The organism is Leptospira bourretii, from assembly GCF_004770145.1.
GTDB lineage: Bacteria > Spirochaetota > Leptospiria > Leptospirales > Leptospiraceae > Leptospira_A > Leptospira_A bourretii.
Genome location: NZ_RQFW01000005.1, coordinates 479,199 through 504,529 on the forward strand (window position 1 = coordinate 479,199; position 25,331 = coordinate 504,529).

Sequence of the window (25,331 nt, forward strand, 5' to 3'; positions counted from 1 at the left end):
AGTAAATTTTTGAATTCAGGGTCATTTCTAAATTCAAAGCTAACAGTATTTAACTATTGCTCCACGCATAATAAATTATTTAAAGTCCCTCCACTTGCGTATGCGGACGTGATTGCAATCGAACGACTATCGGTCCAACTTGTAACCCCATAGGTTCCGCAGTTTGCTGATATGTTATCCGTCCAAGACGAACAAGTATGTGAGGTATCAGTCTGCCAATCCCAATTCGGATTGTTTTTGATGCCTGTCCAAATCCCTGTTGGTGCCGAAAATGGGTTCGTTAAGGTATTCGTAAATACACCATTTTGATCAGATGTAAAAATAAAATTAGATGTATTTAAAGATTCGTAACTAGTATTAGGTGCCAAAACCCAATCAATTTGCTCCAAGACTCCGCCAGAAGTGCAGTTTGTACTTGTACAAGCTCTGCGATTGACATCATCCACAAGGAGTGCCTTATAAGTTCCGGTGGTAGGTTTGTTAGTATCGGAGGAACATTTACTATCAGCACCTGTTATTCCTAACAAATTGGCATTATAACCAGTTGCGGTAACAAACAATTTACAGGGGGAACAGTGAGGAGTGGTTGGTGCACTCGAAGAAATTGGACTTGGTCTAGCCAATTGTAAGATTCCGCATTTACTGGAAACATCAGCTGCATTACACAAATCAGCTGGTTTACAGTTAAAACAGCTGAATAGGCAGAGAAAAGAAAATCCGACTTTTATTATCAAAAATACAATCCGCACCGCCTAATTATATCATACTATTTTCTTTTGTCCTCCGGGGACGGGAATCAGGAGTCAAAAAATACCTTTCCTTTGTACAGTTGATGCCAGTCCTTCAAGGCTATCCCAAATTCCAAAACCGAAAAATCCGCAGAGTACGGACATAAGAACCAAAGATCTGCAGATTTTTCCAAGACCCAAGCGTATCAAAATGTTACTCTTATCTATCAAAAATAAACGAGCAAAAGATGACTGTCCTAGAATTGCTATATCATAATGTACCAACGGATCTTTTTACCTTAAAAGAAAACTGTTCTCTCATCGAACAGGCCCAAAATCTAATCGACCAGTGCCATCCTGGTGCAACGAATATGAAAGTTTTGAATCTCACATCGGAAATTTCGGAAGCCGATATTCCCTACTCTCAAAGCAATAGAGCCCTCCACGGATTTATGCATGGAGGTTGTTTCTTCAGTGTCGGAGATACACTAACCTCAATCATGGCCTTCTTCCATGTGGAAAACGAAAGAGAAAGAACATTTACAATGGATGCTTCGATACGATACCTACGCCCCGTACGAACTGAAACCGTACGTGCAAAAGCAAAACTTGTTCAAAAAAATGGAAAACTTCTGGAATACGTCTGTGACTTTTTTAACGAAGAAAATAAAAGAACAGCACAAGCAAAATACAAATACGCAATTGCAGAACCTCGATAATTTTTTCTATCGATTAACTGATTCAGTCAAAGTTTTCGATTGTTTTTGTTAATCTTTCGTTTAACATGAGCAGATGCAGAATGTAATCTGTGCCCTTAGAGGTGCTGTTTTGTTCGTCGGAAGATTGCCTTATCTTTCATTTCATTCTACCGTTACCTCTGCGACGGTTGTTGGCCTGGATACGGAAATCAAAAAACGTGTCAAAGGGAACAAACAGTGGATGAGTTCTCGATGTTTTGTTTTTGATGGAACATTGAGTCACGAAACTATTCTTGATGGATCTGTAGGTATTTTGTTTGCGGATCCAGGAAGTGAAATTGGAGAGATTCTCACAAAAGAGGCTGGCCCCGAAAAACTTTCTGCCAATCCCACTTGGGCTCCAGAATTAATTGCAACTTGTTTTGAAATTCTGACATCAAACCCAGATTTATATCCGGAAATTCTGAACCGTTCCTTTCCTTTTAACCGATTGGCACCAGCCAAAAAAATACAAGACGACGATCGTATAATTAATGTTTTACGTATAATCATAGAAAATCCAGAAGAAACCATCAATGTTCTAGAACTTGCCAATGAAATCGGAATGTCAGAGTCATGGTTACAACATGAATTTAAAAATGCAGTTGGGCTGCCCATTCGCGCTTTTCGTAAGTGGTTTCGAATCAAAACCGCTGTGATCGCAATCAAAGATGGTGCCACACTGGCCGATGCAGCCCTTAGTGCAGGCTTCTACGACCAAGCTCATTTCACCAATGCATTTCGGGAGATCTTCGGTATTTCTCCTTCTTCCGTTTTTCAAAAAGGAAAATCCATTCGTTGGTACATTCAAAACGAACAAATCGAAAAAATACTAAAAGCTCCTTAGAATTTCGGGAGTGGCATTTTAATGATTCCTGCGATCCAAAACTATTGATGGATATACGCAATACAAATAGCTGTTTTAATTGAACGGAAGAAGATATACAGGGGAGAGGGGCTATGCGAAAAGCCAATAGCTGCTTGATTATGCGAGGCGAGCTATGCGAAATACAAATATCAACTGATTTGTGGGTTTTAATTGCAATGCAATTACCCACCACATAAAGACTTACGGGTGCGGGTATACGTAATACGACTAACCTTCAATGAAATTTTGAAAAAGGCGGGATGGGTGGAAACCGCAAGTAATAAAAAAAAGACTTTCTTTCGCCCCTTCTATACTTTCCATTTTCTACAATGATCTTAATCACCATTACATCAACCCTTCTCCTCTTATCCATCTCCGCCATCCATGTTTATTGGGGATTTGGAGGACTCTGGCCAGGAAAAACCAAACAAGAATTAATTGATTTAGTTTTTGGAAAAGGCGATCAGTTTCCCTCTCGTCTTATGTGTTTGTTTGTTGCTTGTTGTTTAGTTCTGTTTGCAATGTTACCGATCGTTTGGATATGGAGAACTAATCTTGCATTAAACGGGGACGTTGAGAATGGATTAAAATTTTTTATTGCAACAGCCTCTCTGATATTTTTCTTAAGAGGGATACTCGCTTATTTTCCATTTATCACCAAACAGTGGAAACCGATATTCGTGTATTATACAAAACGAATCTACAATCCCCTATGTCTCATCATTGGATTTCTTCTTCTAGTTCAAATCTTATAAGTTTCCAATAAGTCGACAGAAGAAGTAAAAAAACAGTGTTCTCTCAATTTTCCTTTGGGCTTTGTTGGTCAGAAATCCAAAGCGAAACTTAAAATTTCTCAAAGTAAACGGATAATCTGTCAAAATATTCTTTCATCTTCAACCAAACTCATTATAAAAAGGCAAATGAGAAAAGTAGTATTTGCAATCAATGCGTCTGCGGATGGATTTTATGGACATACGGATATGGTGGCCGATAATGATCTACACCAATACTTCACAAACATACTAAAAGGTGCGGATCAAATTCTATATGGAAGGACTACCTATCAACTGATGGTACCTTATTGGCCAGAAGTTGCAAAAAATAAGTCCATGTCAAAAACCAGCAATGAATTTGCAGAGATTTTCACATCGCTCGAAAAAATTTTATTCACAAAAACTTTAAAACAAGTTGAAGATTCCAATACTAGAATCGCAAAAGGACCGTTAGTAGATGAAATCATTGTATTAAAAGAAAAACCAGGAAAGGATATTTGTATTGGTAGTCTGAGTCTTGCCTCTCAACTTTCAGAAGCAAAACTCATTGATGAATATCGGTTTGTGATCCATCCGGTAATTGTAGGAAGTGGACCACGTTTATTCGATACAATCAGTTTACCAAAGGGTATTCAATTGGATTTTTTAGGCTCACAAACGTTTCCCTCTGGTGCCACAGCACTCCACTATCAAAAACGAAGGTAAAAATAACATGGAACCATCAGACAAACACAATGAAAAAATGGCGCAAATGACTTTTGCATCCGTTTATCCAATGTATCTTACAAAGATAGAAAAAAAAGGAAGAACGAAAAAAGAATTAGATCAGGTCATTGAATGGTTAACTTCTTTTGATACAAAAAAAATAAAAGAACTAACCGATGAGAAAGTAAACTTCCAAACTTTCTTTGGAAAGGCAAAATTAAACAAAAATGCACACTTAATCACGGGGATGATTTGTGGTTATCGTGTGGAAGAAATCCAAAACCCCTTAACTCAAAAAGTCAGATATTTAGACAAACTGGTGGATGAATTAGCGAAAGGCAAATCAATGGATAAAATTTTAAGAAATCCTTAATTGATAGAGTAAAAACAAAATTTTTTTTTATCGCACGATAAGAAAAGCTACCAGAAACCAAAGTTTAACAATATAATGCTTGCCAACTGACAAGTGTTCATCTAATTTCTGTTCAACAAAGCACCCCACCTACTTTTATAAAAACGGAATACTTCATGAAAAGAATTACAATCATTCTCTCTTTATTGGTTTTTCAGTTTTGTGTTTCCCAACAAAACAAAACCCAAAAGCCGCAAAAACAATATGAATTCATTCTTAGAAGTGCCATTAGTAATTTCGAAATTGTTTTCAAATCTTCTCCTAAAAAAAACGATTTAGTCGAACAAAAAGTAAAATTCATTATGGAACAAGCTGTTAAGGGAGAAATTGTATTTACCATAGACATCAATGCAAATAACGATCTTTCTGCGATGGGATTTAACGATTACTATAATGAAAACAGAAAACCTGCCATCATAATAGGAACATATTTTTTGGATCAGTATGAAAAAAATCCAAGTGTCTTTTATTCTGCATTGGTACATGAGTTTACCCATGCTTATGATTATTTCAACAGCCAACAATATTTTGTTTTTTATAAAAACAATAGAATGGTTAAAGCATTATTTGAAGCCGATGCCTATGCTATCGAATCCTTATTCATTGAAAACTATTTGTTACCACAACAATTCAAAATTACTAAATTTGAAACATTTTTAGTTGAAGACTTCAAAAATACCAATTTATCAAAAATAATTTTAATCAATCAAATTGCGAGTATACATCTACTCCATAATTTTCTACAAATTCGCGACTCCAAAGAAAGTATCGAAAACAAAACAAATGCATTAAATGCCATCGGGGAAAACTTGTTAGAAAAATTTAATTCTATTCCAGAAATAAAAGACAATGAACTCAAAATGGAGGTCCTTTCCTTTTATATCACATATATTTCAATGATGGATCAGTTGGTCTACGATATCGAACAAAAAGAATCAAATACCATTTTGGATACGGAAAAATTTTCCTTACAAAATTACAAAAAACTCTACCAAACAAAACAGTCCATTTCTGAAAAAATAAAAATGTATGAACCCGAATTTCAGGAATATATTATCAAAGAAAATGCTAGGATCCGAATAGAAATCTAAGAGCATTTCAATTTAGTAGTAAAACGAGAGTGTGGTGGTTATTGTTATTGGATTGTATCTCTTGAGAATCCATGTCGCATAGTATTTTCTGTGAACGTTCGTCCTTCGACAAAAAGTGATAAATAATCGGGGCCTCCTGCTTTTGCACCAGTACCTGATAACTTTCCACCACCAAATGGTTGTCTGTTGACAATTGCTCCTGTGATTCCACGATTGATATACAAATTTCCCGCATCGATTTTTAATTTTGCTTCCATCACATTCTTTGGATTTCGAGAGATGACTCCACAAGTGAGCGCATAATCTGAATCGTTTACCAATTGAATTCCTTCTGAAAAACTAGATATCTTCTGCATCGATAACAGAGGACCGAATATTTCTGATCTCCACATACTAGAATCCTTGGGAGGTTCATAAAGACTTGGAGAAATATAAAACCCTTCAGTGGGGATGGACCGTGTTTTCCCAACGATAAAAGATTCGTTTTCCTTTTGGATTTTGGTAAGTCTCAAAAAACTTTCTTCATGGATTACAGGCCCAACTCGATTCCCAAAATCCAAAGGGGAACCAACAAGTAGTCCATCCATCGCATCGATCAAACGTTCCTTTAGTCTCTGATAACAATCCTTGTGCACATACAATCTCGATAAGGCACTACACTTTTGTCCTTGGAACCCAAAAGCAGAAGGTAAAATAGATTGAATGGCAACATCTAAATCTGCGTCCGCATCCACAATCATAGCATTTTTCCCACCTAACTCACAAATGACTTTTTTAATGATCGATTGTTTTGGGGAAACAATCGAAGCCGAGCGAAGAATTGATAAACCAACATCTCTGGAACCAGTGAAGCTAATAACAGAAACCTCTGGATGATTGATAATGGCTTCTCCAATTTCAGAACCGATACCAGGTAAAAAATGAAATACTTCTTTGGGAATTCCAACTTCCCAAAAACATTTTGCGATCTCATAGGCAGTGGCCGAAGTTTCTTCAGCTGGTTTTGTTATGACAATGTTTCCAACTACCAGTGGGCCCGCGCACATTCCAGTAAAAATAGCCATTGGAAAATTCCAAGGTGTTATACATCCCACTATTCCTTTGGGTTGGTAATAATAAATATTATCTTCACCTAACAAAATTGTTTTTTGTGGAGATAGTTTATTTAGAGCTAACATTGCATAATAACGACAAAAATCAATGGCCTCCGCAAATTCAATTTCGGCTTCGGTGATATGTTTGCCTGTTTCCCAAATACAAACAGAAAGAATAAAATCTTTTTTGCTGATTAATCTTTCTGCCACTTTCAAAAGTAAACGAGAACGTTCTTCTTGTGATTGTTCTTTCCAAGAATACCAATGTTTTTTTGAAATTTGGATTGTTTCTTCTAAATCATTGGCCTTGGACAACGATACGTTTGTCACCATAAGTTCTGGTGACCAAGGATTCTTATGAGCCAACAGTTTTTCAGAAAACTTTTCTTTTGTTCCTATCGAAATTGGGATTTGAAATGGAAACAATTTCGGTATGGAATCCAATGTTTTTCGTATGGAAGATCTTTCTTTTTCTAATGAAAAATCTCTGATTGGTTCATTTTTAAATTCCATATTGTGTTTCCTTATTTGGATTTTTAACCAAAGAATCTAATTTTTTTCCCTGACTCAATTGATACAAAAATCCTTGGTTAGAAGTATTTTCTAAAAGTCTTCGGATTAAATATGCCATTCCCGGTAACAAAGATCCAATCGGAGAATATTCTCTGATTGGATAACCTAGAGATTCTAAACTAAATTTGTACTTACCAGCCATTCCATATAACATTTGGATTTCAAAATCAGTGATGAATTTTTGATTTGTATGATATAAAACAAAAGAAATTGAACGGAGGTTATGTGTACCAAATGCAGATCTAATATACGGAAATGATTCTAAAAGATACAAAACATTTTTTTCAAATTGGATATCTGTTTCTTTTTTTGAATCAAATACAGGCGATTGCCAGCAGCGTTCTTCGGATTTGATACGTTCATATTCTAAATAAGCACCTTTCACAAGCCGAATGGTGATAGGAACTCCTCTGAGTTTCGCATATTTTCTCCATACAACTAATTCTTCGTTTGATGACTTTAAATAAGATTGAACAACAATTCCAAAATGTGGGTACAATTTGAAGTCTTCTTCTAAAAATAACTCTTGGGCTGTACGTGTGATGATTGATTTTAAATCATATTGTTCCATATCTAAATTGATTCCAATACCTTTTGTCATAGCCAAACGAAGGATGGGGCGAAGGGCTTCTTTCAAAAACTGAATGCTTACCTCTTCTGCTTCAGGGAAAAGTCTGGTTTCAATCCCAGAACATTTGATAGATATATTGGTTCTGCGTATTGGATTGATATTAGAAATGACTTCGGGTAATCCTTCAATCAAATCGATATATTGTTTTCGGTATTCTTTTGCCTCCCTGGGAGATAAAGCAATTTCACCTAAAATATCATAAGTACGAGGTCTAGTTTGATTTGTTTTTTTATGCAAATTTTCTTTTGATTCAGATAGAATAAAAAGTTTTGCAAAGAATTGAACCACTCTTAATAAAACATAAGAAACAATTGAACTTAAATAAAAATGATGAATTAAAAAATGTATCGAGGTTTTTAGAAAACTAGGAATCTCTGTGTCTTCATAAAAAATATAAATTTTGATATAGGAATAGATATTTTTTGTTTCAAGGGAAGGCAAAACATCTATGAATTTAAAAGTTTGTAATTTTAGTTTTGGGTAACGAAATCCAAAGTGAATCAAAAGAGAAGTGATAAAGAATAAAAATCGTTGGGACAAAGATCCAGAAGTTGCATTTATTTCTTTTGCTATTTTTAGAATTTCTTCATCTTCGTCTTGCAATTGTTTTGTAAACATAATGTAACAACTAATCTTTGGATTAAAACTCTAAATTCTTTCAAGAAATTAGATTACTAAATACGAAAGGAGTTGTAAACAATATCTTAGATGTTTTTATTTCCCAATGGGTAAATTAACAGATTTATTTATCGAAAAAGAATCTAAGTTTGGAGCATTCAACTATTCTCCTTTACCAGTTGTATTAACCAAAGGTGAAGGAATTTATCTTTGGGATATTGAAGGAAATAAATATTTTGATTTCCTCTCTGCTTATAGTGCTGTGAACCAAGGTCATTGCCATCCAAAGATTGTGGAAGTTTTTCAAAAACAATCTGCTATTCTTACACTTACTTCTCGTGCTTTTCATAACGACAAACTTCCACTCTTTACTGAGTTTATGACTTCAACTTTTGGATACGATCGAGTATTGCCAATGAATACCGGTGTCGAAGCAGGAGAAACTGCAATCAAACTTGCCAGAAAATGGGGATACCAAAAGAAAAAAATTCCACAAGACAAAGCCAAAATCATTTTTTGTGAAGGAAACTTTTGGGGAAGAACCATTGCAGCAATCTCCTCCTCAACAGATCCAAAAAGTAAAAATGAATTTGGGCCTTTTTTGCCTGGATATGAAATCATTCCCTACAATGACTTAGAGGCACTCAAACAAGCAGTTTCTGATAAAAATGTGGCCGCATTTATGGTGGAAGCCATCCAAGGGGAAGCTGGAGTGATAGTTCCCGACGAACATTATTTAAGTGAAGTGAGTAAAATATGCAAACTTCATAATGTATTGTTAATTGTTGATGAAATTCAAACTGGTTTGGGTAGAACAGGAGAACTTGTTTGTTCTGACTACTCCAATATAAAACCTGACCTACTACTTTTAGGAAAAGCACTGTCGGGAGGAATGATGCCCATCTCCTGTGTGTTAGGTTCCAATGAAATTTTATTACTTTTGAAACCAGGAGAACATGGTTCTACATTTGGCGGAAATCCTCTGGCATGTGAAGTAGCGATGGCTTCTGTAAAAACAATCCTCGATGAAAAAATGTCAGAGAATGCAAAAAAGATGGGATCTTTATTTCGAGAAACCATCACATCCTGGAAACATCCGTCCATCCAATCGGTAAGAGGAAAAGGACTTTTAAATGCGGTTCAATTCCAAAGTTATGTGGATGCGAAAGAACTTTGTTTGGAATTAATGAAAAATGGTATTTTAGCAAAAGAAACCCATAAAAATACGGTTCGGTTTGCACCACCTCTTGTGATCCAAAAAGAGGAGATGAACGAAGCTTTGGAAACAATCAAAAAGGTAATTGATACAATTCCAATTTCAGTTGAATGATTCCAAAACCTTAAACCATTGAAACGATTTTTATTTCTTTTGGTCTTTTGCTTTTAAGAAAAAGAAAGAAAATGATGAAATCAGTTTTGGTAATTCTAGCAATGTATTGAATCCAAATCCTGTATCTCCATGTGAAATCAATGTAGTGATACAAAGTTTACTTTCAACACCTCTTTGCACTAATTTCTTATGTAACATGGAAGACTCATACGCTGGTACAACATCATCTTTTAAACCATGAATTAATAAAATTGGTAAATTGAGAGAATGGATATGGTTGGTTACAGACAAAGCTGTGATTAGTTCTCGGCTTTTGCCTCCATTTTTAACAACTGTTTTCCAATGTTTGATTCTAAATTCTGTATCGTATTTCAATTGATCAAAAATATTACGATCTGCTTTTTTCATTTTTTGGTAATGAGGTTCCAATCGTAAGTCTTTTGTTTTGTAATAGTTATCCAAAATTGCGAGTTTGATTGCTTTGAATAAACTTTGATTTTTTCCAATGGCGATGGGAAGAAAATTGAGGAGAAGGATCATTCGACCATATTCATCTAAATTCTGATTTGCAAATAAGTTTTCAATGACATCATCTACTTTTGCAAAAGCTCCAATGGCGCAGATACAATTGATTTTTTCGGCAATCTTTTTGTCACTTGCAGCAACAAGACTCAAGGAACCTGAAAACGAAGGAGCAAAGATAGAAACTTTACCAGAGGGACAGAGCTCCTTTTGGTTTGAGATAAATAAAATAGAATCTTTAATATCTTCGATATTGCGAAGAGAAATTTTATAATCACAAATTTCGTCATAGAATGGACTGACCACTGTGTATCCAATTTTACTGAGACTTTTGTTGACGGTAATGAATCTTGGATCTCGGTTTCCAAGAGGTGCCAATCCATTGATGGTCACAATGGTTCCGAGTGATTTGGATTTTGGTGTATAACAATCTGCTTTTAAAACTCTTTTGCCAACGGGAATTTGAATTTCTGTAACATAAGGAAGAGTTTCGTCATCACTTTGTAATCCAAGTAGAAAGTTGATGGATTGAAACCAAGCTTTGAATTGATTCATTGAGTACAACTACCGAATCCTTTTTAATCTGAAGAATATCATGATCATAAAAAACTTTATAATGGTTTTGATTGATATGATGATGATTCATATCTAAATCTTTCACTAAATTGTCGAACTAAAAATATAAGTAAGTGGTTTAGATAAAGATAACCTTTCAGTTTTCTTGCGCCAAGGATTGCAGTGGAAATCGGAGCGAAAGCGTAGATTGGAACGGAAAGCCTGGTCGTGGCCACTCTCCCATCTAAAAATTGAATCCAATGCGAGGCGCCCCACTCACAATATCTCTTCTTGACAAATGGATAAAAATATGATCTCTTTAGTCTGTTCCCCGTAATTGGAATTCGTGTTAGGTTCTCCTGATGGCAGATGAAGAAACAAAAGAGTTTTTCCAGAAAATTATTTTTACTAATGAAGAAATTTTAAAACTTAGGATTTTACTATATAGTTTAAAAATTCGTGCACTCAATGCACAAATTCTTTCGGCAAACTCTGGAGCATTCGCCGCTAGTTATGGTGTTGTGGCAGCAGAGATCATTCATTTTAATAACAAAATTCAAGATGTAAATGAAAAGTTAACCAAAGCAATTACGGTTGTGATTCGAATGGCAAGCGAAATGCAAAAGATTTCCAAGGTGAACCGACTCTTACATGTTTCTGTTGAAACTTGTAAGTCCAGGGGGATGAAGCTTGACCATTATAAAAATATAGAATATAGCCTAAACAATCGCAACGAGGAAAAGGAAATGTTGGATTTGCAGTTGCGGAAAGAATTTGATGATATTCGTCATATTGTTCGGAGTTCCACTAAACTTTGTTTAGAAGGTCGAACTGTTTCTTTACAAACGCGAATCGAATCTGCTACCATTGTAGAGAATCAAAAATTATTTTTAGCAGTTGCAGAAAGTTTTGATGGAGCTTTAAATATCATCGAAACATCTTATCGATATCTTTCAAAACTATGGTAAACCATGAAAAAGATCCAAACTATATATTCTGATAACGATCACAAATGGTCTGTCATTGCAAGAGACCCGGCCAAACCAAACTGGTTGATTGACACCAATGAATATTTAATTGAGTCAGATGGAATAGGTTTACTCACCGATCCTGGTGGTAGTGAAATTTTTCCTGAAGTATTTTCAGCATTGGTGGATGTGTTTCCCGCATCCCAAATTAAAAATATTTTTGCATCTCACCAAGATCCAGATATTGTTTCTTCGATTTCTCTTTGGCTTGAGGTCAATCCATCAATTCGTTGTTATGTGAGTTGGTTATGGACAGGTTTTTTGCCACATTTTGGGGGGAATGCTGATACTTTCATTCCGATGCCTGACGAAGGAATGGAAATTCTCCACCAGAACATCAAACTGAGATCCATACCTGCGCATTTTTTACATAGTGCTGGAAATTTAAATCTTTGGGATCCTGCGGCAAAAATTCTTTTTAGTGGTGATGTGGGCGCCGCCTTACTTCCTTTAGACGAAACAGATTTGATTGTAAAAGATTTTGATAAACACATTCGTTTTATGGAAAAATTCCACAAACGATGGATGGCTTCCGAACAAGCCAAAGTAGCATGGTGTGAACGAATTTCTAATCTCAAACCAGATATGCTTTGCCCACAACATGGCTCTGTGTTTCAAGGTGACGATGTGGAACGATTTATCAACTGGTTTTCGGAATTAAAAATTGGAATGGATGCATTGGAATTGCCAAAACCATAAAATCGGGAATCGATCATTGGATTTTGATTTTTGTTAAGGTATTGCAAATACAAAAGGCATCGAAAAAAATTTCTGTGATATAGATGAAATTTAAATTTTTAAAGTAATTTGTTTCCAAAGTTTAATTTTAAAAAAAATTCAAGGAAATTACTTAAATCTATTAGAGTATTGATTTGAAATCGTTTGTAAATTGATAAACATCACCAGGCCATCTCGCAGATACATAATTTCCATCTACCACTGTAAATCCAACCCCTGGGTTTTCTAAACTATCTCTCACGGAGAAACTTCCGCCAGTTTTGAACTGCTCTTTTGATTTTAAAAAACTTGTGACTTCTGCTTGTACAGTCAGCGGATAAGTTTTGTAATAATTTCCTAACCAAAGTTTCGTAGCGTAGTATGCGAGTAGTTCCTGTTTTTGTAAAAGGGCAGTTGTATTTTTTTCATATAAGACAGACTTATTTGTCTTAGGATCAATACTTCTTGCGGCTAGCAATACGCCATGACAAATTGCCGCCACTGGTTTATTCGAATGAAAAAAATCCACTACTACGTTTTGTAAAATTTTAGATTCTAAGTATTCTTTCATACCTTGGGCATGTCCCCCTGGCAAAAGAATGGCTTGGAATTCTTTTTCTTTGATTTTAGAATAAGGAATGGGATTCTGAAATTCTTTAGAATTCTCCATTTCCGAATAAGCATCTTTTGCATCTCTGCGTGCCATAAACCCGGATTTCAAAATTCCGAGTCCCTTTCCAGTTAACATCCGTTCGTCTGCCTTTGCTTTTTTTCCATCGGGTGTGGCAAACTGAAATTTGAAATTTGATTCAGATAATAGTTTCCATGGAAGGGAGGCTTCACTCGGATCAAAATCAGAACTAGGGATAGGAATTAGAATCATATCATTTCCTTAAGGGAGAAATTCCAGTCTTAAGCGAAAACTTGATTTTGGCCATTATAAAAAAGTCAAATTCCACTGGGGGCCCCCTGCATTGGCAGTCCCCATCGGAGTGAGCTCACCTGTAATTTGGTTGATACTAAATTGAAATAAATTATTACCCGTATTAGCAGCTACATAGGCAAAACGTCCCGTAGGATCGATCACCATAAACCTCAAACTATTTCCAGAATAGCCAGACACGTTAGACGAGTACGAAATTTTTCCCGAGTTCGGATCTACCGTATAACAAGAAACCACACCTTCGTTGATGTGAACTAAATAAAGAAATTGTCCACTGGGATGGATTGCTGTGCTATTGGTGCTCATACCATGAAACACAGAATCCACAAATCCCATTTGCCCGAAATTACTATCAAAACTTAATACTGTTACAGCCGGAAAGGTACCAACGTATAAGTATTTGCCATTGGGATGAGTCGAAACATGACCTGGACCATTATTAGGAAATGTCGGACTGACACCTGCTTGCGATAAACTTCCGTCGCTATAGTTGATTTGATAAGAAGTAATCTCTGTTACAGAGGGGTTCATATAAAAAATAAAATTTCCATTCCGCGAAATTTGAATTTCTCCACGGGGCATAGTTAGATAGGAATTTAGAAAAGTAAGAGTACCATTTGGATTGATTGCATAAGCCCGAATGGCTGAAGTGCCTTCGGAGGCTAAATACAAAAACCTACTATCAGGAGTAGTAACTAAATTTCTTGGATTTGTCCCCGCTGCCACAAAAACAGGCGTATTGGATGTAAGCCCTCCTGTCGTTTGATTGATTAAAAATTGGGAGATGGTAGCCCCACCAAAATCACCAGTATATAAAAATTTACCGGCTGGATCGACTCCAATTCCCGTTGGCTGAGAGGTTCCAACTAGAGCAGAAGAATTGAAAGTCAAGAGTCCAGTAGAATTATCCATTGTTAAAAGCGCTACAGAATTATTGAAATCTAAACTCGTATATACATATCCCGAATAAACGGTAATTGCACTTGTGGCACTAGCTCTTCCATCGGCTGCTGTGGCAGTGATCCAAACCTTTCCATTGCTAACACTTTGCACAAGGCCTGTTGGTGATACAGTGGCAACAGAATCATTGCTACTGGTCCAGTAGAAAGTGGAATCTGTTCTTGCACCGTCTGAATAGTACTGCGCTTCCAGTTGTAAACTGTCCCCTTTGCGAATGCCAGCCCAAGTAAAGTTGAGTTCGACTGCCTGGTTGGAACTGGCAAGTAAGGCCATAAGACCAAACAACGATTTGGAAGAAGGACCTTTTTCGGGAAAAAGGATACATTGAACAATTGGATTGAGAAGACAGGCATTGAACGAAAAAAGACAAACCAGCAGGGAAAACGCTCTCAGAAAGTTTGTGCACTTTGGAAATTTTTTTCGAATCGAACAATTTCTTTTCATAGGAACCAACAAACATAAGTAAAGCGGATTTGAAAATTGTCATTCCTAAAATAAGAAGTGGTCGCAAACTGAACAGAATTCAAACAAAGTGTGCGTCAGGGATTGCAGCGGAAATCGAAGCGAAGTGGTGATTGGAACGGAAAGTCCGGCCGTTTTTTAAATCCCGTTTGGTACTGATGTGGAACGGTTTATCAACTGGTTTTTGGAATTAAAAATTGGAAAGGATGCGTTGGAATTGCCGAAAACTTAAAATCGGTGATTAAACCTTTGGATCATTGGCTTTACAATGAATCGCAATGTTTATAGAAAGGTTAGGTTCCATTGAGCACTTCCTGGATTCACTGTGCCAATTAAAGTAAGTTCACCGGTGGTTTGGTTGATACTAAACTGGGATATATTTGGAGTTACATTATCATTATTTGCCACATAAGCGAAACGTCCGGTTGGATCGATGACCATATAACGCAAGTTTGGCATAAGTCCGGACTGTTTAGAGGAAAGTGAAATTTTCCCCGAAATTGGCTCCACCGTATAACAAGAAATTTCACCTTCGTTGATATGGACTAAATAGAAAAAATTCCCACTAGGATGGATTGCTGTCCCATTGGTACTCAATCCATGATAAACGGAATCCACAAAACCCATTTGTCCCGTATTGCCATCAAAACTTAGGACAGTAACAGTGAGACTCGAAGCAACATATAAATATCTGCCGTTAGGATGGGTCGAAATAAAACCTGATCCTCCATTGGGAAAACTTGGACTAATTCCTACTTGTGTTAAACTTCCATCATTATAGTTGATTCGATAAGAAACAATTTCCGTTAAGTTAGGACTGATATAAAAGATAAAATTCCCATTCCGTGAAATTTGAATCACGTTATGGGGAACAAAAGTTGGATAGGCAAAAAGAAAACTAAGAGTGCCATCGGCATTGATCGCAAAAACACGAATCTCCATATTGCCTTCCGATGCAAGGTATAAAAACCTTCCATCGGGAGTGATCACCAAATTTCTCGGTGCCGTTCCCGCAGGATATGTGGGGATAGAATTTGCAGTGAGAACACCCGTACTCTGGTTGATTAAAAATTGAGAGAAAGTCCCACTGTATAAGTTTGCCGTAAATAAAAACTTTCCTGTTGGATCGACTCCGATTCCCGTGGGTCCATTACCAGTTGGATTCGTTCCGACCGAAGATAGGAGACCCGTTGACTGATCCATCGTCAGAAAGCCAACTGTTGAATTTAAATCCATCGTGGTATAAACATACCCCGTATACACAGTGATATCGGAGCTAGCACTGGTCCTGCCATCGGCTGCTGTGGCAGTGATCCAAACCTTTCCATTGCGAACACTTTGCACAAGTCCTGTAGACGATACAGTGGCAACGGAATCATTGCTACTGGTCCAGTAGAAAGTGGAATCTCTTCTTGCACCGTCTGAATAGTACTGCGCTTCCAGTTGTAAACTGTCCCCTTTGCGAATCCCAGCCCAAGAATGGTTGAGTTCGACTACCTGGTTGGAACTGGCAAGTAAGGCCAAAAGACCAAACCAGGATTTGGAAGAAGGATCTTTTTCTGGAAAAAGAAGGTTATGAACAATTGGGTTGAGAAGACAAGCATTGAACGAAAAAAGACAAACCAGCAGGGAAAAAACTCTCAGAAAGTTTGTGCACTTTGGAAATTTTTTTCGAATCGAACAATTTGTTTTCATAGAAATCAACAAACATAAGTAAAGCGGATATGAAAATTGTCATTCCTAAAATTAAGAAGTGATGGCAAACTGAACAGATTTCTAACAAAGTGAGCGCCAGGGATTGCAGTGGAAATCGAAGCGAAGCGGAGATTGGAACGGAAAGCCCGGTCGTTGATAGTAATCGATTTGGATTTAGAAGGAGATTCGAGGCGCACAAAGTGTATACATAAGTGGCAAATTTGTGGAATTGAATGAACATTACGGGTCCAATAAGAGTCTGAGAAATAACGAAGTGAAAATTATAGAATAGAACGTATATGACAAATTCAAAAACAATCACATCCAATGACTGGCTCTCCTATACTTCCTTTTTGGTATTGGTCTTTGCTATGGTCGCACCCATTGGCGAAGGACTCCTCATCGCATTCGCTGTAGTTTTTTTAGCAGTGGGTATCTCCAGTGCCGTTCACAGCGCTGAGGTCATTGCGGAACGAGTGGGCCCAGCACTTGGAACTTTGATTTTGGCAATTTCTGTAACAGTGATCGAAGTGGCACTCATTGTCAGCCTTATGAGTAATGACACAGCAGACTCACCACAAATTGCAAGGGATACCGTTTTTGCTGCGCTTATGATTGTCACCAACGGAATCATAGGCATCTGTATTTTGTTAGGTGGATTAAAGCACAAGGAACTAGGATTCCAATTAGTGGGAACTACTGCTTTGCTTGGAGTTTTGGCAGTACTTTCCACGCTTACATTGATTTTGCCTTTATACACAACATCTACAAACAAAGGGACTTATAGTGCAGGACAACTCATGTTTGTATCGCTCGCCTCTCTTGTTTTGTATGGATCCCTTGTATGGTCACAAACAAAATCACATAAAAACTTTTTTTCAGCCTCAGAAGGAGAGCTGGCTCCCGTAGTGACCACTCACACAAGACCAAGTCAAAAAAGGGCCATCACTAGTTTTATTTCTCTTTTATTTTCTCTTTTCGCAGTCGTTGGATTATCAAAAATCCTTAGCCCAACGATTGAAAACACCATTTCTGCATTAGGTGCTCCCAAAGCAGTGGTAGGGATTGTGATTGCCATTCTTGTTTTGGCTCCAGAAACATTGGCAGCCATGAATGCCGCCAAAATCAATGAACTACAAACGAGTTTGAACTTAGCATTGGGATCAGGAGCTGCCAGTATTGCCCTAACTATACCGGCGGTTAGCCTTTATTCGTTGTTATTTGATAAACCATTAACCCTTGGGTTAGATACCAAAGGAATTGTATTTTTAATGGTAACCTTTCTTGCAGGAAGTTTTACCTTTGGGTCGGGAAGGACCACATCTCTTCATGGACTCATCCATTTAGTGATTATGGCATCCTTTTTGGCAATTTCACTTATGCCATAGAATTTGGATACAGTTTAGAAGTTAGATTCAAAATCTAACTCCTAAACTCTTCGACTTCTAATGATGATTCGTTAACTACCGCAGACTAGACAACCTTCTTCCATAGAACATGCTTCACCCACAAATTCAGATTCCACCTCTTTTTTGTTAGCTGGCAATGGATTGGAGACATTTTCTTTTGTTTTTTGGATTTGTTCTTTTTCGATTGTGAATTGGATGGCCTGCGAAGCAGCTTTGGTTCGTAGATAATACATCCCTGTTTTTAAACCTTGTTTCCAAGCGTAAAAATGCATGGAGGTGAGTTTGGATACAGTTGGATTTTCCACAAATAAATTTAAGGATTGGGACTGGCAGATAAAAGCACCTCTATCTCTTGCCATATCAATGAGAGATCTTTGTTTCATTTCCCAAACTGTTTTGTAAATTTCTTTGATGGAATCGGGAATAGAAGGAATGGATTGGATGCTACCACCTGCTGCTATGATTTGGTTTTTCATCTCCGAATTCCAAAGCCCTAGTTCGATCAAATCATGTAACAAATGTTTGTTTACAATAATGAATTCTCCACTGAGGACTCGTCTCGAATAGATATTGGAAGTATAAGGTTCAAAACATTCATTGTTTCCTAAAATTTGGGAAGTAGATGCGGTGGGCATCGGAGCGACGAGGAGAGAATTCCGTGTTCCATATTGGATCACTTCTTTCCGGAGTGATTCGAAATCCCATCGACCCGTTGGTTTGACATTCCATAGATCAAATTGGAAAATCCCTTCAGAAAGCGGAGAACCAAGAAAACTTGGATATGTTCCTTCTTCTTTGGCAATGTCTTTACTTGCAGTCATGGCGGCAAAGTAGATGGTTTCAAAAATTTCAATATTGAGGTTTTTTGCGACTTCACTTTCATAAGGCATACGAAGTAGGATAAAAACATCGGCAAGACCTTGGACACCAATCCCAATGGGACGATGTTTCAAATTAGAATTTTTTGCTTCGGGGACAGGGTAATAATTTTCATCAATGATACGATTCAAATTCACCGTCATCTGATAGACAATTTCATATAACTTGTCGAATAAAAACTTACCTTCAGAAACAAACTTTGGCAAGGCGACAGAAGCTAAATTACAAACTGCAACTTCCTCTGGACTTGTGAATTCTAAAATTTCTGTGCAAAGGTTACTACTTTTGATAGTTCCTAAATTTTTCTGATTACTTTTTGCATTGGCTGCATCTTTGTACAATAAATAAGGTGTTCCTGTTTCAATTTGAGATTCAACGATAGCAAACCAAAGGTCTTGTGCTTTGACTTTGGTTCTGGCTCGCCCTTCTTTTTCATACTGTTCATATAAAGAAGCAAACTCATCTCCATAAACTTCCGATAAACCTGGGGCTTCATTAGGACAAAACAAACTCCAGTCGCCACCCTCTTCCACTCGTTTCATAAATAGATCCGAAATCCAAAGTGCAAAAAACAAATCACGAGCCCGCATCTCTTCTTTGCCATGATTTTTCTTTAATTCCAAAAATGGAAAGATATCTGCATGCCAAGGTTCCAAATAAATGGCAAATGCTCCTTTGCGTTTCCCACCACCTTGGTCTACATAACGGGCTGTATCATTAAACACCCGTAACATGGGAATGATTCCATTACTTGTTCCATTCGTACCACCAATATAAGAACCAGTGGCTCTGATATTATGAATGGATAAACCAATCCCACCTGCACTTTGGGATATTTTTGCAGTTTGTTTGAGAGTATCGTAAATTCCATCGATGCTATCGTCTTTCATAGTCAAAAGAAAACAGCTACTCATTTGTGGTTTCGGAGTTCCTGCATTAAACAGTGTAGGTGTGGCGTGAGTGAACCAACGTTCGCTCATTAAATGATAAGTTTTGATAACATCGTCTATTCGATGTTTATGGATTCCCAGAGCAACTCTCATGTACATATGTTGTGGACGTTCTACGATTTGGCCGTTTAATTTTAATAAATAGGATTTTTCTAAAGTGCGGAATCCAAAATAATCAAATCCAAAATCTCTATCATAAATAATGGAGCTATCCAAAAGTTCTGAATGTATTTTGATAATTTCCCAAACATCATCTGCAATAAGAGGCATCTGTTTATTGGTTTTTGGATCGATATAGGAATACAACTGTTCCATCGTTTCCGAAAAGGATTTGGTTGTGTTTTTGTGTAGGTTACTCACAGCAATACGACTCGCTAGAAGAGCGTAATCTGGGTGTTTGGTGGTGAGAGAAGCAGCAATTTCTGCCGCCAGATTGTCAAGTTCCGAAGTGGTAACACCATCATAAATTCCTTCGATTACTTTTTTGGCAACATCAATGGGACTGACCAAACGGCTGAGACCATAGGATAACTTTTCAATCCTGGCCGTCACTTTATCAAACTTTACCGATTCACTTTTTCCATTTCTTTTGATTACAAACATAATGACACCTTTATTAAATTTTAAAAATCTTCATTCAAAGAGAATGTAAAACCTTGTTCCGAATTTAAAACACCAGCCTTTTGGTATTCACCCACTCGTTTTTCAAAAAAATTTGTTTTGCCTTCCAAGGAAATCATTTCCATAAAATCGAAAGGATTGGAGGAATAATATAGTTTTTCAAATCCAAGTTCAATGAGCCAACGATCTGCCACAAATTCAATGTATTGTTGCATAAGTTTCGCATTCATCCCAATCAGATCCACTGACAACGATTCGGTGATGAATTCTTTTTCTATATTGACTGCATCGGTAAAAATTTCATACACTCGTTCGGCACTTGGTTTTTCATTTATCATTTTAAATAGGATACAAGCAAACTCACAATGTAAAGCTTCATCGCGACTGATCAGTTCATTGGAAAAACTAAGGCCAGGCAGAAGTCCTCGTTTTTTCATCCAAAAAATAGCGCAAAAACTCCCACTAAAAAATATTCCTTCCACAGCAGCAAAGGCAAGGAGTCGTTCCGCAAAATTCCCTTCACCTATCCAACGTAAGGCCCATTCTGATTTTTTTTGAACGGCAGGAATGGTTTCTATGGAATGGAAAAGTCTATTTTTTTCTTTTGGATCTTTAATATACGTATCAATTAAAAGCGAATAGGTTTCAGAGTGGATATTTTCCATCATAATTTGAAAACCGTAGAAACACCTAACTTCAGGAAGTTGGACTTCACGCATAAAGTTTACGGCTAAGTTTTCGTTTACGATTCCATCACTTGCAGCAAAAAATGCCAAAACATTACTTAAAAAAAATCTTTCGTTATTTGATAAGGAATTCCAATCATCCAAATCTCCACTCAAATCGATTTCTTCTGCCGTCCAAAAGGATGCCTGTTGTTTTTTATACATCTCCCAAATTTTAGGAAACTTAATGGGAAGGATCACAAATCGATCCTTATTTTCTTTTAATAAAACTTCTGATTGGTAATCCATTCAACAACTCCAGGTTCGAATTTCTATATTTTATGCACCTCTTTTGCCAGAAGAGAATCACACAATACCAACAAACATATGTTTATTGGTTGAAATTGGTATGGAATGGATTTTTTCCATGGCCAAATCTCGTCGACCCGGAACACAACAACTTGTTTGGAAGAAGGTGTGGGTATCCCGGTAGCAATAGTCCGGGGCCCTGAAAAAATTTTCGGTACAGATGATCGTTTACGGGCGATTCATATGTGGGAAGATCCGACTTTTCTTATCTGATTTGATAAGAATTTACGGTTGCGCCGTCAGTTGAGGAGTTTCACCTCATTCCTCCCGGAATAGAATCTAAAGAAACCGTATGAGACATATTTTGTCAATGGAATAAAACGAGGGAAATTTCAAAAAAAGACTCTAATGAAGAAACCTGTTCTATTGGGAAAAAGATAATTCCCATAGATTATCAAATTTCTTGTATCAGTCCTTTAGGAACATTCAAAATCTATCTAACAACACTATGAAAAAAATCATATTCATACTACTGTTAACTGCATTTACAGCTTCACAAGCAGCAGAAGTTACTCCGAAAGATAATTTAAGTGATTCCAAAAATGAGAATCGATCAAGATGGGATTTAGTTTGGAGAAGTGCAGTTTTACCAGGATGGGGTTTGATTCATGGAAAAGAGTACCGTAAGGGATATCTTGTCGCAGGAATTACAACCTTACTTGCAAGATCAGAATATAAAGGTCACAACGACGAAGAACGAGGTAGGGAAACATTTTCCGAATCACAAAAATTTTTACAATTTTCTTATTTAAACCAGCCGACTTCATCAGACCAGAATTTAATTTTATTACTTTATAGTTTGGAATCAAAAAAAGACTTAGATAAAATTCGAGAAAACAATGAATTGAAACTTAACCTACTCGCATTAAAATATATTATGCAACTATGCTATACCTACTGGTATGGAATTTCTTGGGAAAAAGGAACCAACGGATCTGGATTACAATTCGATATTCAAAAAGATTCAATAAACATAGGACAAAATTTTAACGCACAAAAGTTTTTAATTTCTTATGAATTATCATTTTAAATATACAGAATTTAAATTTACTTTTATTTGTTTGACAATTCATGTCATAGATAGACTTAAAATTAACGGCTTCACAATTGAATCTAAAATAATAAGTCTTCTCATTGGAATACCAACTTTTTTCCCAACAATGCATTCAGATCTTTCGATTGTCTTAGCTCGCACAGATCCGACAATAATCCAATTTGATTAAGTCAAATTTTTATATATCGTTGTCAAAAGTTCAGAGAGAATGATTGGTTTTTTTACATAACCATTCATTCCATTTTCCAGATATTCATTCAATTGGGAATCCATACTATTTGCAGTGATAGCAATGATAGGGATGTCACGATAAGAATCATCTCGTTTGCGAATGAGTTTAGTGGCTTCCATTCCATCAAGGACAGGCATCTGAATGTCCATGAGAATCATATCATACCGATTTTCCAAGTGGCCAAGAGATGCATCTAACAGTTGTATTACTTCTTCTCCATTTGATGCAAGGCTTACTTCAATATTTTCCTTTTGAAATATTTTTAGTATAAACTTTTGGTTTAATAAGTTATCTTCTGCGACCAAAATATGATATTTTTGATCAGGGTTAATTACCTTGGTACTGGCATTTTCAATAGTTGTTTCTTTTTGGTCGGTTTTTTCGAATGGAATTGTAAATTGAAAACTGGAACCTTCATTCAAATGACTATGAACTTCGATTTCTCCGCCCATCAAGTTTACAAGTTGTTTGGAAATGTACAATCCAAGTCCAGAACCTTCAAATTTTTTAGTGCGTGAATCTTCTAATTGGACAAAACGATTAAACAGTTTATGAATGTTTTCATCAGAAATTCCGATTCCAGTATCTCTTACTACAAATATAAGAAATTTTTGATCGTTGCTCAATGAAACATTTAGACTTACGGAACCTTCCGAAGTAAACTTCAATGCATTTGCAATTAGGTTAATCAATATTTGGCGAAGTCTATTTTCATCAATCAATATATGTAAATCAGAATCCAATCCAGATAAATTAATATGAAACTCTAAATTCTTTTTGATTGCATCCGCTAAAAACAACTGAACCACATCTTTACATAATTTGTTTATATCCGTTGGTTTTGGAAGAATCTCTAACTTTTTATTTTCTAACTTAGAAACATCTAAAATATCATTGATGATTGTCAAAAGAGATAAAACAGACTTTTTTGCATTATCTAAATAGTCTTGTTGTTCAAAATCTATTTTTGTTTGTTCCAGTAATGTCAACATTCCCAAAACTCCATTCATTGGAGTTCGGATTTCATGACTCATGTTTGCTAAAAACTCAGATTTTACACGATTTGCTTTTTCTAATTCAAAAGTTCTTTTTTCAACTATGTCCTGAATGCTTTTTTCTTTTCCCATAATAATTAGGATTAAAATTCCGAGTAACCCTGTTAACAAAGAAGATACGATCAAAAGAAATCGCGATGCATTGGTAAGATTCATTTGAAAGTACTTTTTAGTGGCAATGGTTTTGATATTTAATACATGAGAACCGATTGTGATTGGATGTTCATATAAAAACTCTGAAAAAATTTTTTCATCTGTATTGGAACAATCTTTTGAAAATATTTCAACATGGTTTGGTTCACTTGCCTCTTCTATTCTAATACATAAATGGTTTTGGTCATTTCCAATGACTGCATTATTCATAATGGTGGCGATACGAACCGCTGCCACTGCAAATCCATATTCCCGATTCAACCTTGTCACTGGATAAAAAACCAAAAATCCTAAATTGTTTTCTAAGTTTTGGACAAGATTGATTTTTCCTGTAATTTCGATCCCTTTTCTTTCTGTGGCACTGAACAATGCCTTTTCTCTTGTTGGATCAGACAATAAATTAAACCCAATGGCATGTTTGTTTTCTGAGTAAGGAAATATATATCGAATAAAAACATAATCGGATTTTTCTTTGGCGGGAATGATTCTTTCCTCTTTTTTTTCATAGATACCATTTGATTCTGGATAATCTATCTTCATTTTTGTTTCACTTGTCAAACGTGAAGAATGTTTGATCAAAGGATCCCAAGACAATGCAGCTACACCATTTGCATCTTCTATAATCTCTTTAGAAAATTGATCAAAATTTTGACGATTTAAATGTTCGGTAAGTGCTAAAAAAGCACCCAATGATTTTACAACTCTTAATGTTTCTAAAAATTGATTTTCAATTCCTGTTGAAATAATTTGTCCATCAGATTTGATTCTATACTTAATAAATTCTTTTTCCCAATTTTTCGTAACAAAAAAAATAGATAGAGTAAAAACAAATGTACTCATTGTTGCTGAAGCAAAAATAATCAGTCTTAATAATTTTTCTTCACCTCTATACCATTTCCAAATCAATATCAATAGTGGAGTAAAAATGATAATCCCAATTGAGTCACCCATCCACCAAGTAAGCCAAGTTTGGAATAAAAATTCGAAGTAAATGATTTTAAAATATAATAAAGACAAACTTCCGATAATAGAAGAAATGAGAGCGTTGACTGGTCCTGCTAAGATAAAAAAGATTAAAATCTCATGAGCTTGGAAGATATTTAAATTTGGGTTGGAATACTTTTTTAAAAAGTGAGCACCTATCAGAGCGGCAGAGGAATTCCCAAATGAAATGGTTATGTTTTGTGGATTAGAAATTAAAAACTGAATCCAACTCTCCGTTGTAGGGAGATAGTTGGTGTTGGTAAAATAAGCCCCCAAAAATAAAGCGAACCAGACTTTTTTACCAAACAACAACACAAACCCAAGAGCCAAACCTGCAGGTGGCCAAACCGGTGTGCTGTATCCATCAATAGAGGAAAGATTGAGGCTTAATTTTCCTGCAAATAAATAGAATCCAAATACCAGAATTTGTACACTGATTTCCCGAATGAAATTTCTGGTGAATGCATTCAAGGGAGGCATATAAGGTTAAAGACGAGAAAAAATGAAAGAAAAAGCAA

General features: G+C 36.3%; 21 protein-coding genes. 11 read left to right on the top strand and 10 right to left on the bottom strand.

Going from position 1 to position 25,331, the window contains the following annotated elements:
- Positions 1-53: 53 nt before the first annotated feature.
- Positions 54-623, bottom strand: a complete 570-nt coding sequence (locus tag EHQ47_RS03870; RefSeq protein ID WP_244290207.1) for a DUF1554 domain-containing protein — start codon at positions 621-623, stop codon at positions 54-56.
- Positions 624-976: 353 nt separating this feature from the next.
- Between EHQ47_RS03870 and EHQ47_RS03875 the strand changes: the two genes are divergently transcribed.
- From EHQ47_RS03875 to EHQ47_RS03900, 6 genes are all read left to right on the top strand, one after another.
- Entirely contained in the window at positions 977-1,447 is a 471-nt protein-coding gene (locus tag EHQ47_RS03875) for a PaaI family thioesterase (protein WP_135747006.1), read from the top strand.
- 73 nt (positions 1,448-1,520) lie between these two features.
- The gene (locus tag EHQ47_RS03880; RefSeq protein ID WP_244290208.1) at positions 1,521-2,312 is read left to right on the top strand and encodes a helix-turn-helix domain-containing protein; all 792 of its coding nucleotides are present in this window, start codon (positions 1,521-1,523) and stop codon (positions 2,310-2,312) included.
- Positions 2,313-2,662: 350 nt separating this feature from the next.
- The gene (locus EHQ47_RS03885) at positions 2,663-3,088 is read left to right on the top strand and encodes a DUF3995 domain-containing protein (RefSeq protein WP_135747005.1); all 426 of its coding nucleotides are present in this window, start codon (positions 2,663-2,665) and stop codon (positions 3,086-3,088) included.
- A 165-nt stretch (positions 3,089-3,253) separates the two neighbouring features.
- The gene (locus EHQ47_RS03890; protein WP_135776580.1) at positions 3,254-3,811 is read left to right on the top strand and encodes a dihydrofolate reductase family protein; all 558 of its coding nucleotides are present in this window, start codon (positions 3,254-3,256) and stop codon (positions 3,809-3,811) included.
- A gap of 7 nt (positions 3,812-3,818) precedes the next feature.
- Positions 3,819-4,184 (top strand): DUF2200 domain-containing protein, encoded by a 366-nt coding sequence (locus tag EHQ47_RS03895; protein WP_135749907.1) that lies wholly within the window; start codon positions 3,819-3,821, stop codon positions 4,182-4,184.
- A gap of 155 nt (positions 4,185-4,339) precedes the next feature.
- Positions 4,340-5,314, top strand: a complete 975-nt coding sequence (locus EHQ47_RS03900; protein WP_135776581.1) for a hypothetical protein — start codon at positions 4,340-4,342, stop codon at positions 5,312-5,314.
- 44 nt (positions 5,315-5,358) lie between these two features.
- Here EHQ47_RS03900 and EHQ47_RS03905 read toward each other — a convergent pair whose 3' ends face one another.
- Positions 5,359-6,921: an aldehyde dehydrogenase family protein gene (locus EHQ47_RS03905; protein WP_135776582.1), complete on the bottom strand. Its 1,563-nt coding sequence runs from the start codon at positions 6,919-6,921 to the stop codon at positions 5,359-5,361.
- Positions 6,911-8,230, bottom strand: coding sequence for a proline dehydrogenase family protein (locus tag EHQ47_RS03910; RefSeq protein ID WP_135776583.1), 1,320 nt, complete (start codon positions 8,228-8,230; stop codon positions 6,911-6,913). The genes EHQ47_RS03905 and EHQ47_RS03910 overlap by 11 nt, the downstream gene beginning before the upstream one ends.
- A 106-nt stretch (positions 8,231-8,336) precedes the next feature.
- Here EHQ47_RS03910 and rocD point away from each other — a divergent pair, with 106 nt between their 5' ends.
- The gene (gene rocD / locus EHQ47_RS03915; protein WP_135747334.1) at positions 8,337-9,560 is read left to right on the top strand and encodes an ornithine--oxo-acid transaminase; all 1,224 of its coding nucleotides are present in this window, start codon (positions 8,337-8,339) and stop codon (positions 9,558-9,560) included.
- Between the two features lie 30 nt (positions 9,561-9,590).
- Here rocD and EHQ47_RS03920 read toward each other — a convergent pair whose 3' ends face one another.
- Positions 9,591-10,637, bottom strand: coding sequence for an alpha/beta hydrolase family protein (locus EHQ47_RS03920; protein ID WP_135776584.1), 1,047 nt, complete (start codon positions 10,635-10,637; stop codon positions 9,591-9,593).
- Between the two features lie 362 nt (positions 10,638-10,999).
- Between EHQ47_RS03920 and EHQ47_RS03925 the strand changes: the two genes are divergently transcribed.
- Both EHQ47_RS03925 and EHQ47_RS03930 read left to right on the top strand, forming a co-directional pair.
- Entirely contained in the window at positions 11,000-11,605 is a 606-nt protein-coding gene (locus tag EHQ47_RS03925; RefSeq protein ID WP_135776585.1) for a hypothetical protein, read from the top strand.
- A gap of 3 nt (positions 11,606-11,608) precedes the next feature.
- A complete protein-coding gene (locus tag EHQ47_RS03930; RefSeq protein WP_135776586.1) occupies positions 11,609-12,364 on the top strand; it encodes an oxygen-binding di-iron domain-containing protein in 756 nt (251 codons plus the stop codon).
- Positions 12,365-12,524: 160 nt separating this feature from the next.
- Here the strand turns inward: EHQ47_RS03930 and EHQ47_RS03935 are convergent, their stop codons facing one another.
- From EHQ47_RS03935 to EHQ47_RS03950, 3 genes are all read right to left on the bottom strand, one after another.
- On the bottom strand, positions 12,525-13,265 hold the full coding sequence (locus EHQ47_RS03935) for a type 1 glutamine amidotransferase domain-containing protein (RefSeq protein WP_135776587.1): 741 nt from the start codon (positions 13,263-13,265) through the stop codon (positions 12,525-12,527).
- A gap of 54 nt (positions 13,266-13,319) precedes the next feature.
- Positions 13,320-14,570, bottom strand: coding sequence for a beta-propeller fold lactonase family protein (locus tag EHQ47_RS03940; RefSeq protein WP_244290209.1), 1,251 nt, complete (start codon positions 14,568-14,570; stop codon positions 13,320-13,322).
- A gap of 459 nt (positions 14,571-15,029) precedes the next feature.
- Positions 15,030-16,442 carry a beta-propeller fold lactonase family protein gene (locus EHQ47_RS03950; protein WP_135776589.1) on the bottom strand — a complete coding sequence of 471 codons (1,413 nt, stop codon included), beginning with the start codon at positions 16,440-16,442 and terminating at the stop codon, positions 15,030-15,032.
- Positions 16,443-16,741: 299 nt separating this feature from the next.
- Here EHQ47_RS03950 and EHQ47_RS03955 point away from each other — a divergent pair, with 299 nt between their 5' ends.
- The gene (locus EHQ47_RS03955) at positions 16,742-17,830 is read left to right on the top strand and encodes a calcium:cation antiporter (RefSeq protein ID WP_135776590.1); all 1,089 of its coding nucleotides are present in this window, start codon (positions 16,742-16,744) and stop codon (positions 17,828-17,830) included.
- 71 nt (positions 17,831-17,901) lie between these two features.
- On the opposite strand, the gene EHQ47_RS03960 is transcribed toward EHQ47_RS03955, so the two are convergent.
- Together EHQ47_RS03960 and EHQ47_RS03965 are read right to left on the bottom strand one after the other, a co-directional pair.
- Complete coding sequence (locus EHQ47_RS03960) at positions 17,902-20,283, bottom strand: ribonucleoside-diphosphate reductase subunit alpha (protein WP_135776591.1); 2,382 nt, start codon at positions 20,281-20,283, stop codon at positions 17,902-17,904.
- A 20-nt stretch (positions 20,284-20,303) separates the two neighbouring features.
- Entirely contained in the window at positions 20,304-21,275 is a 972-nt protein-coding gene (locus EHQ47_RS03965; protein WP_134151876.1) for a ribonucleotide-diphosphate reductase subunit beta, read from the bottom strand.
- Between the two features lie 508 nt (positions 21,276-21,783).
- On the opposite strand from EHQ47_RS03965, the gene EHQ47_RS03970 reads away from it, so the two are divergent.
- Entirely contained in the window at positions 21,784-22,365 is a 582-nt protein-coding gene (locus tag EHQ47_RS03970) for a hypothetical protein (protein WP_135749910.1), read from the top strand.
- Positions 22,366-22,554: 189 nt separating this feature from the next.
- On the opposite strand, the gene EHQ47_RS03975 is transcribed toward EHQ47_RS03970, so the two are convergent.
- Positions 22,555-25,293 (bottom strand): ATP-binding protein, encoded by a 2,739-nt coding sequence (locus EHQ47_RS03975; protein WP_135749911.1) that lies wholly within the window; start codon positions 25,291-25,293, stop codon positions 22,555-22,557.
- Between the last annotated feature and the right edge of the window lie 38 nt (positions 25,294-25,331).

Bases quoted from the DNA above. Each gene is read 5' to 3' on its own strand.
- EHQ47_RS03900 (WP_135776581.1), top strand. From the start codon at position 4,340: ATGAAAAGAATTACAATCATTCTCTCTTTATTGGTTTTTCAGTTTTGT.
- EHQ47_RS03970 (WP_135749910.1), top strand. From the start codon at position 21,784: ATGAAAAAAATCATATTCATACTACTGTTAACTGCATTTACAGCTTCA.
- EHQ47_RS03895 (WP_135749907.1), top strand. From the start codon at position 3,819: ATGGAACCATCAGACAAACACAATGAAAAAATGGCGCAAATGACTTTT.
- EHQ47_RS03905 (WP_135776582.1), bottom strand. From the start codon at position 6,921: ATGGAATTTAAAAATGAACCAATCAGAGATTTTTCATTAGAAAAAGAA.
- EHQ47_RS03930 (WP_135776586.1), top strand. From the start codon at position 11,609: ATGAAAAAGATCCAAACTATATATTCTGATAACGATCACAAATGGTCT.
- EHQ47_RS03935 (WP_135776587.1), bottom strand. From the start codon at position 13,265: ATGATTCTAATTCCTATCCCTAGTTCTGATTTTGATCCGAGTGAAGCC.
- EHQ47_RS03965 (WP_134151876.1), bottom strand. From the start codon at position 21,275: ATGGATTACCAATCAGAAGTTTTATTAAAAGAAAATAAGGATCGATTT.
- EHQ47_RS03960 (WP_135776591.1), bottom strand. From the start codon at position 20,283: ATGTTTGTAATCAAAAGAAATGGAAAAAGTGAATCGGTAAAGTTTGAT.
- EHQ47_RS03875 (WP_135747006.1), top strand. From the start codon at position 977: ATGACTGTCCTAGAATTGCTATATCATAATGTACCAACGGATCTTTTT.
- EHQ47_RS03885 (WP_135747005.1), top strand. From the start codon at position 2,663: ATGATCTTAATCACCATTACATCAACCCTTCTCCTCTTATCCATCTCC.
- rocD (WP_135747334.1), top strand. From the start codon at position 8,337: ATGGGTAAATTAACAGATTTATTTATCGAAAAAGAATCTAAGTTTGGA.
- EHQ47_RS03890 (WP_135776580.1), top strand. From the start codon at position 3,254: ATGAGAAAAGTAGTATTTGCAATCAATGCGTCTGCGGATGGATTTTAT.
- EHQ47_RS03920 (WP_135776584.1), bottom strand. From the start codon at position 10,637: ATGAATCAATTCAAAGCTTGGTTTCAATCCATCAACTTTCTACTTGGA.
- EHQ47_RS03975 (WP_135749911.1), bottom strand. From the start codon at position 25,293: ATGCCTCCCTTGAATGCATTCACCAGAAATTTCATTCGGGAAATCAGT.
- EHQ47_RS03910 (WP_135776583.1), bottom strand. From the start codon at position 8,230: ATGTTTACAAAACAATTGCAAGACGAAGATGAAGAAATTCTAAAAATA.
- EHQ47_RS03925 (WP_135776585.1), top strand. From the start codon at position 11,000: ATGGCAGATGAAGAAACAAAAGAGTTTTTCCAGAAAATTATTTTTACT.
- EHQ47_RS03880 (WP_244290208.1), top strand. From the start codon at position 1,521: ATGCAGAATGTAATCTGTGCCCTTAGAGGTGCTGTTTTGTTCGTCGGA.
- EHQ47_RS03955 (WP_135776590.1), top strand. From the start codon at position 16,742: ATGACAAATTCAAAAACAATCACATCCAATGACTGGCTCTCCTATACT.
- EHQ47_RS03950 (WP_135776589.1), bottom strand. From the start codon at position 16,442: ATGAAAACAAATTGTTCGATTCGAAAAAAATTTCCAAAGTGCACAAAC.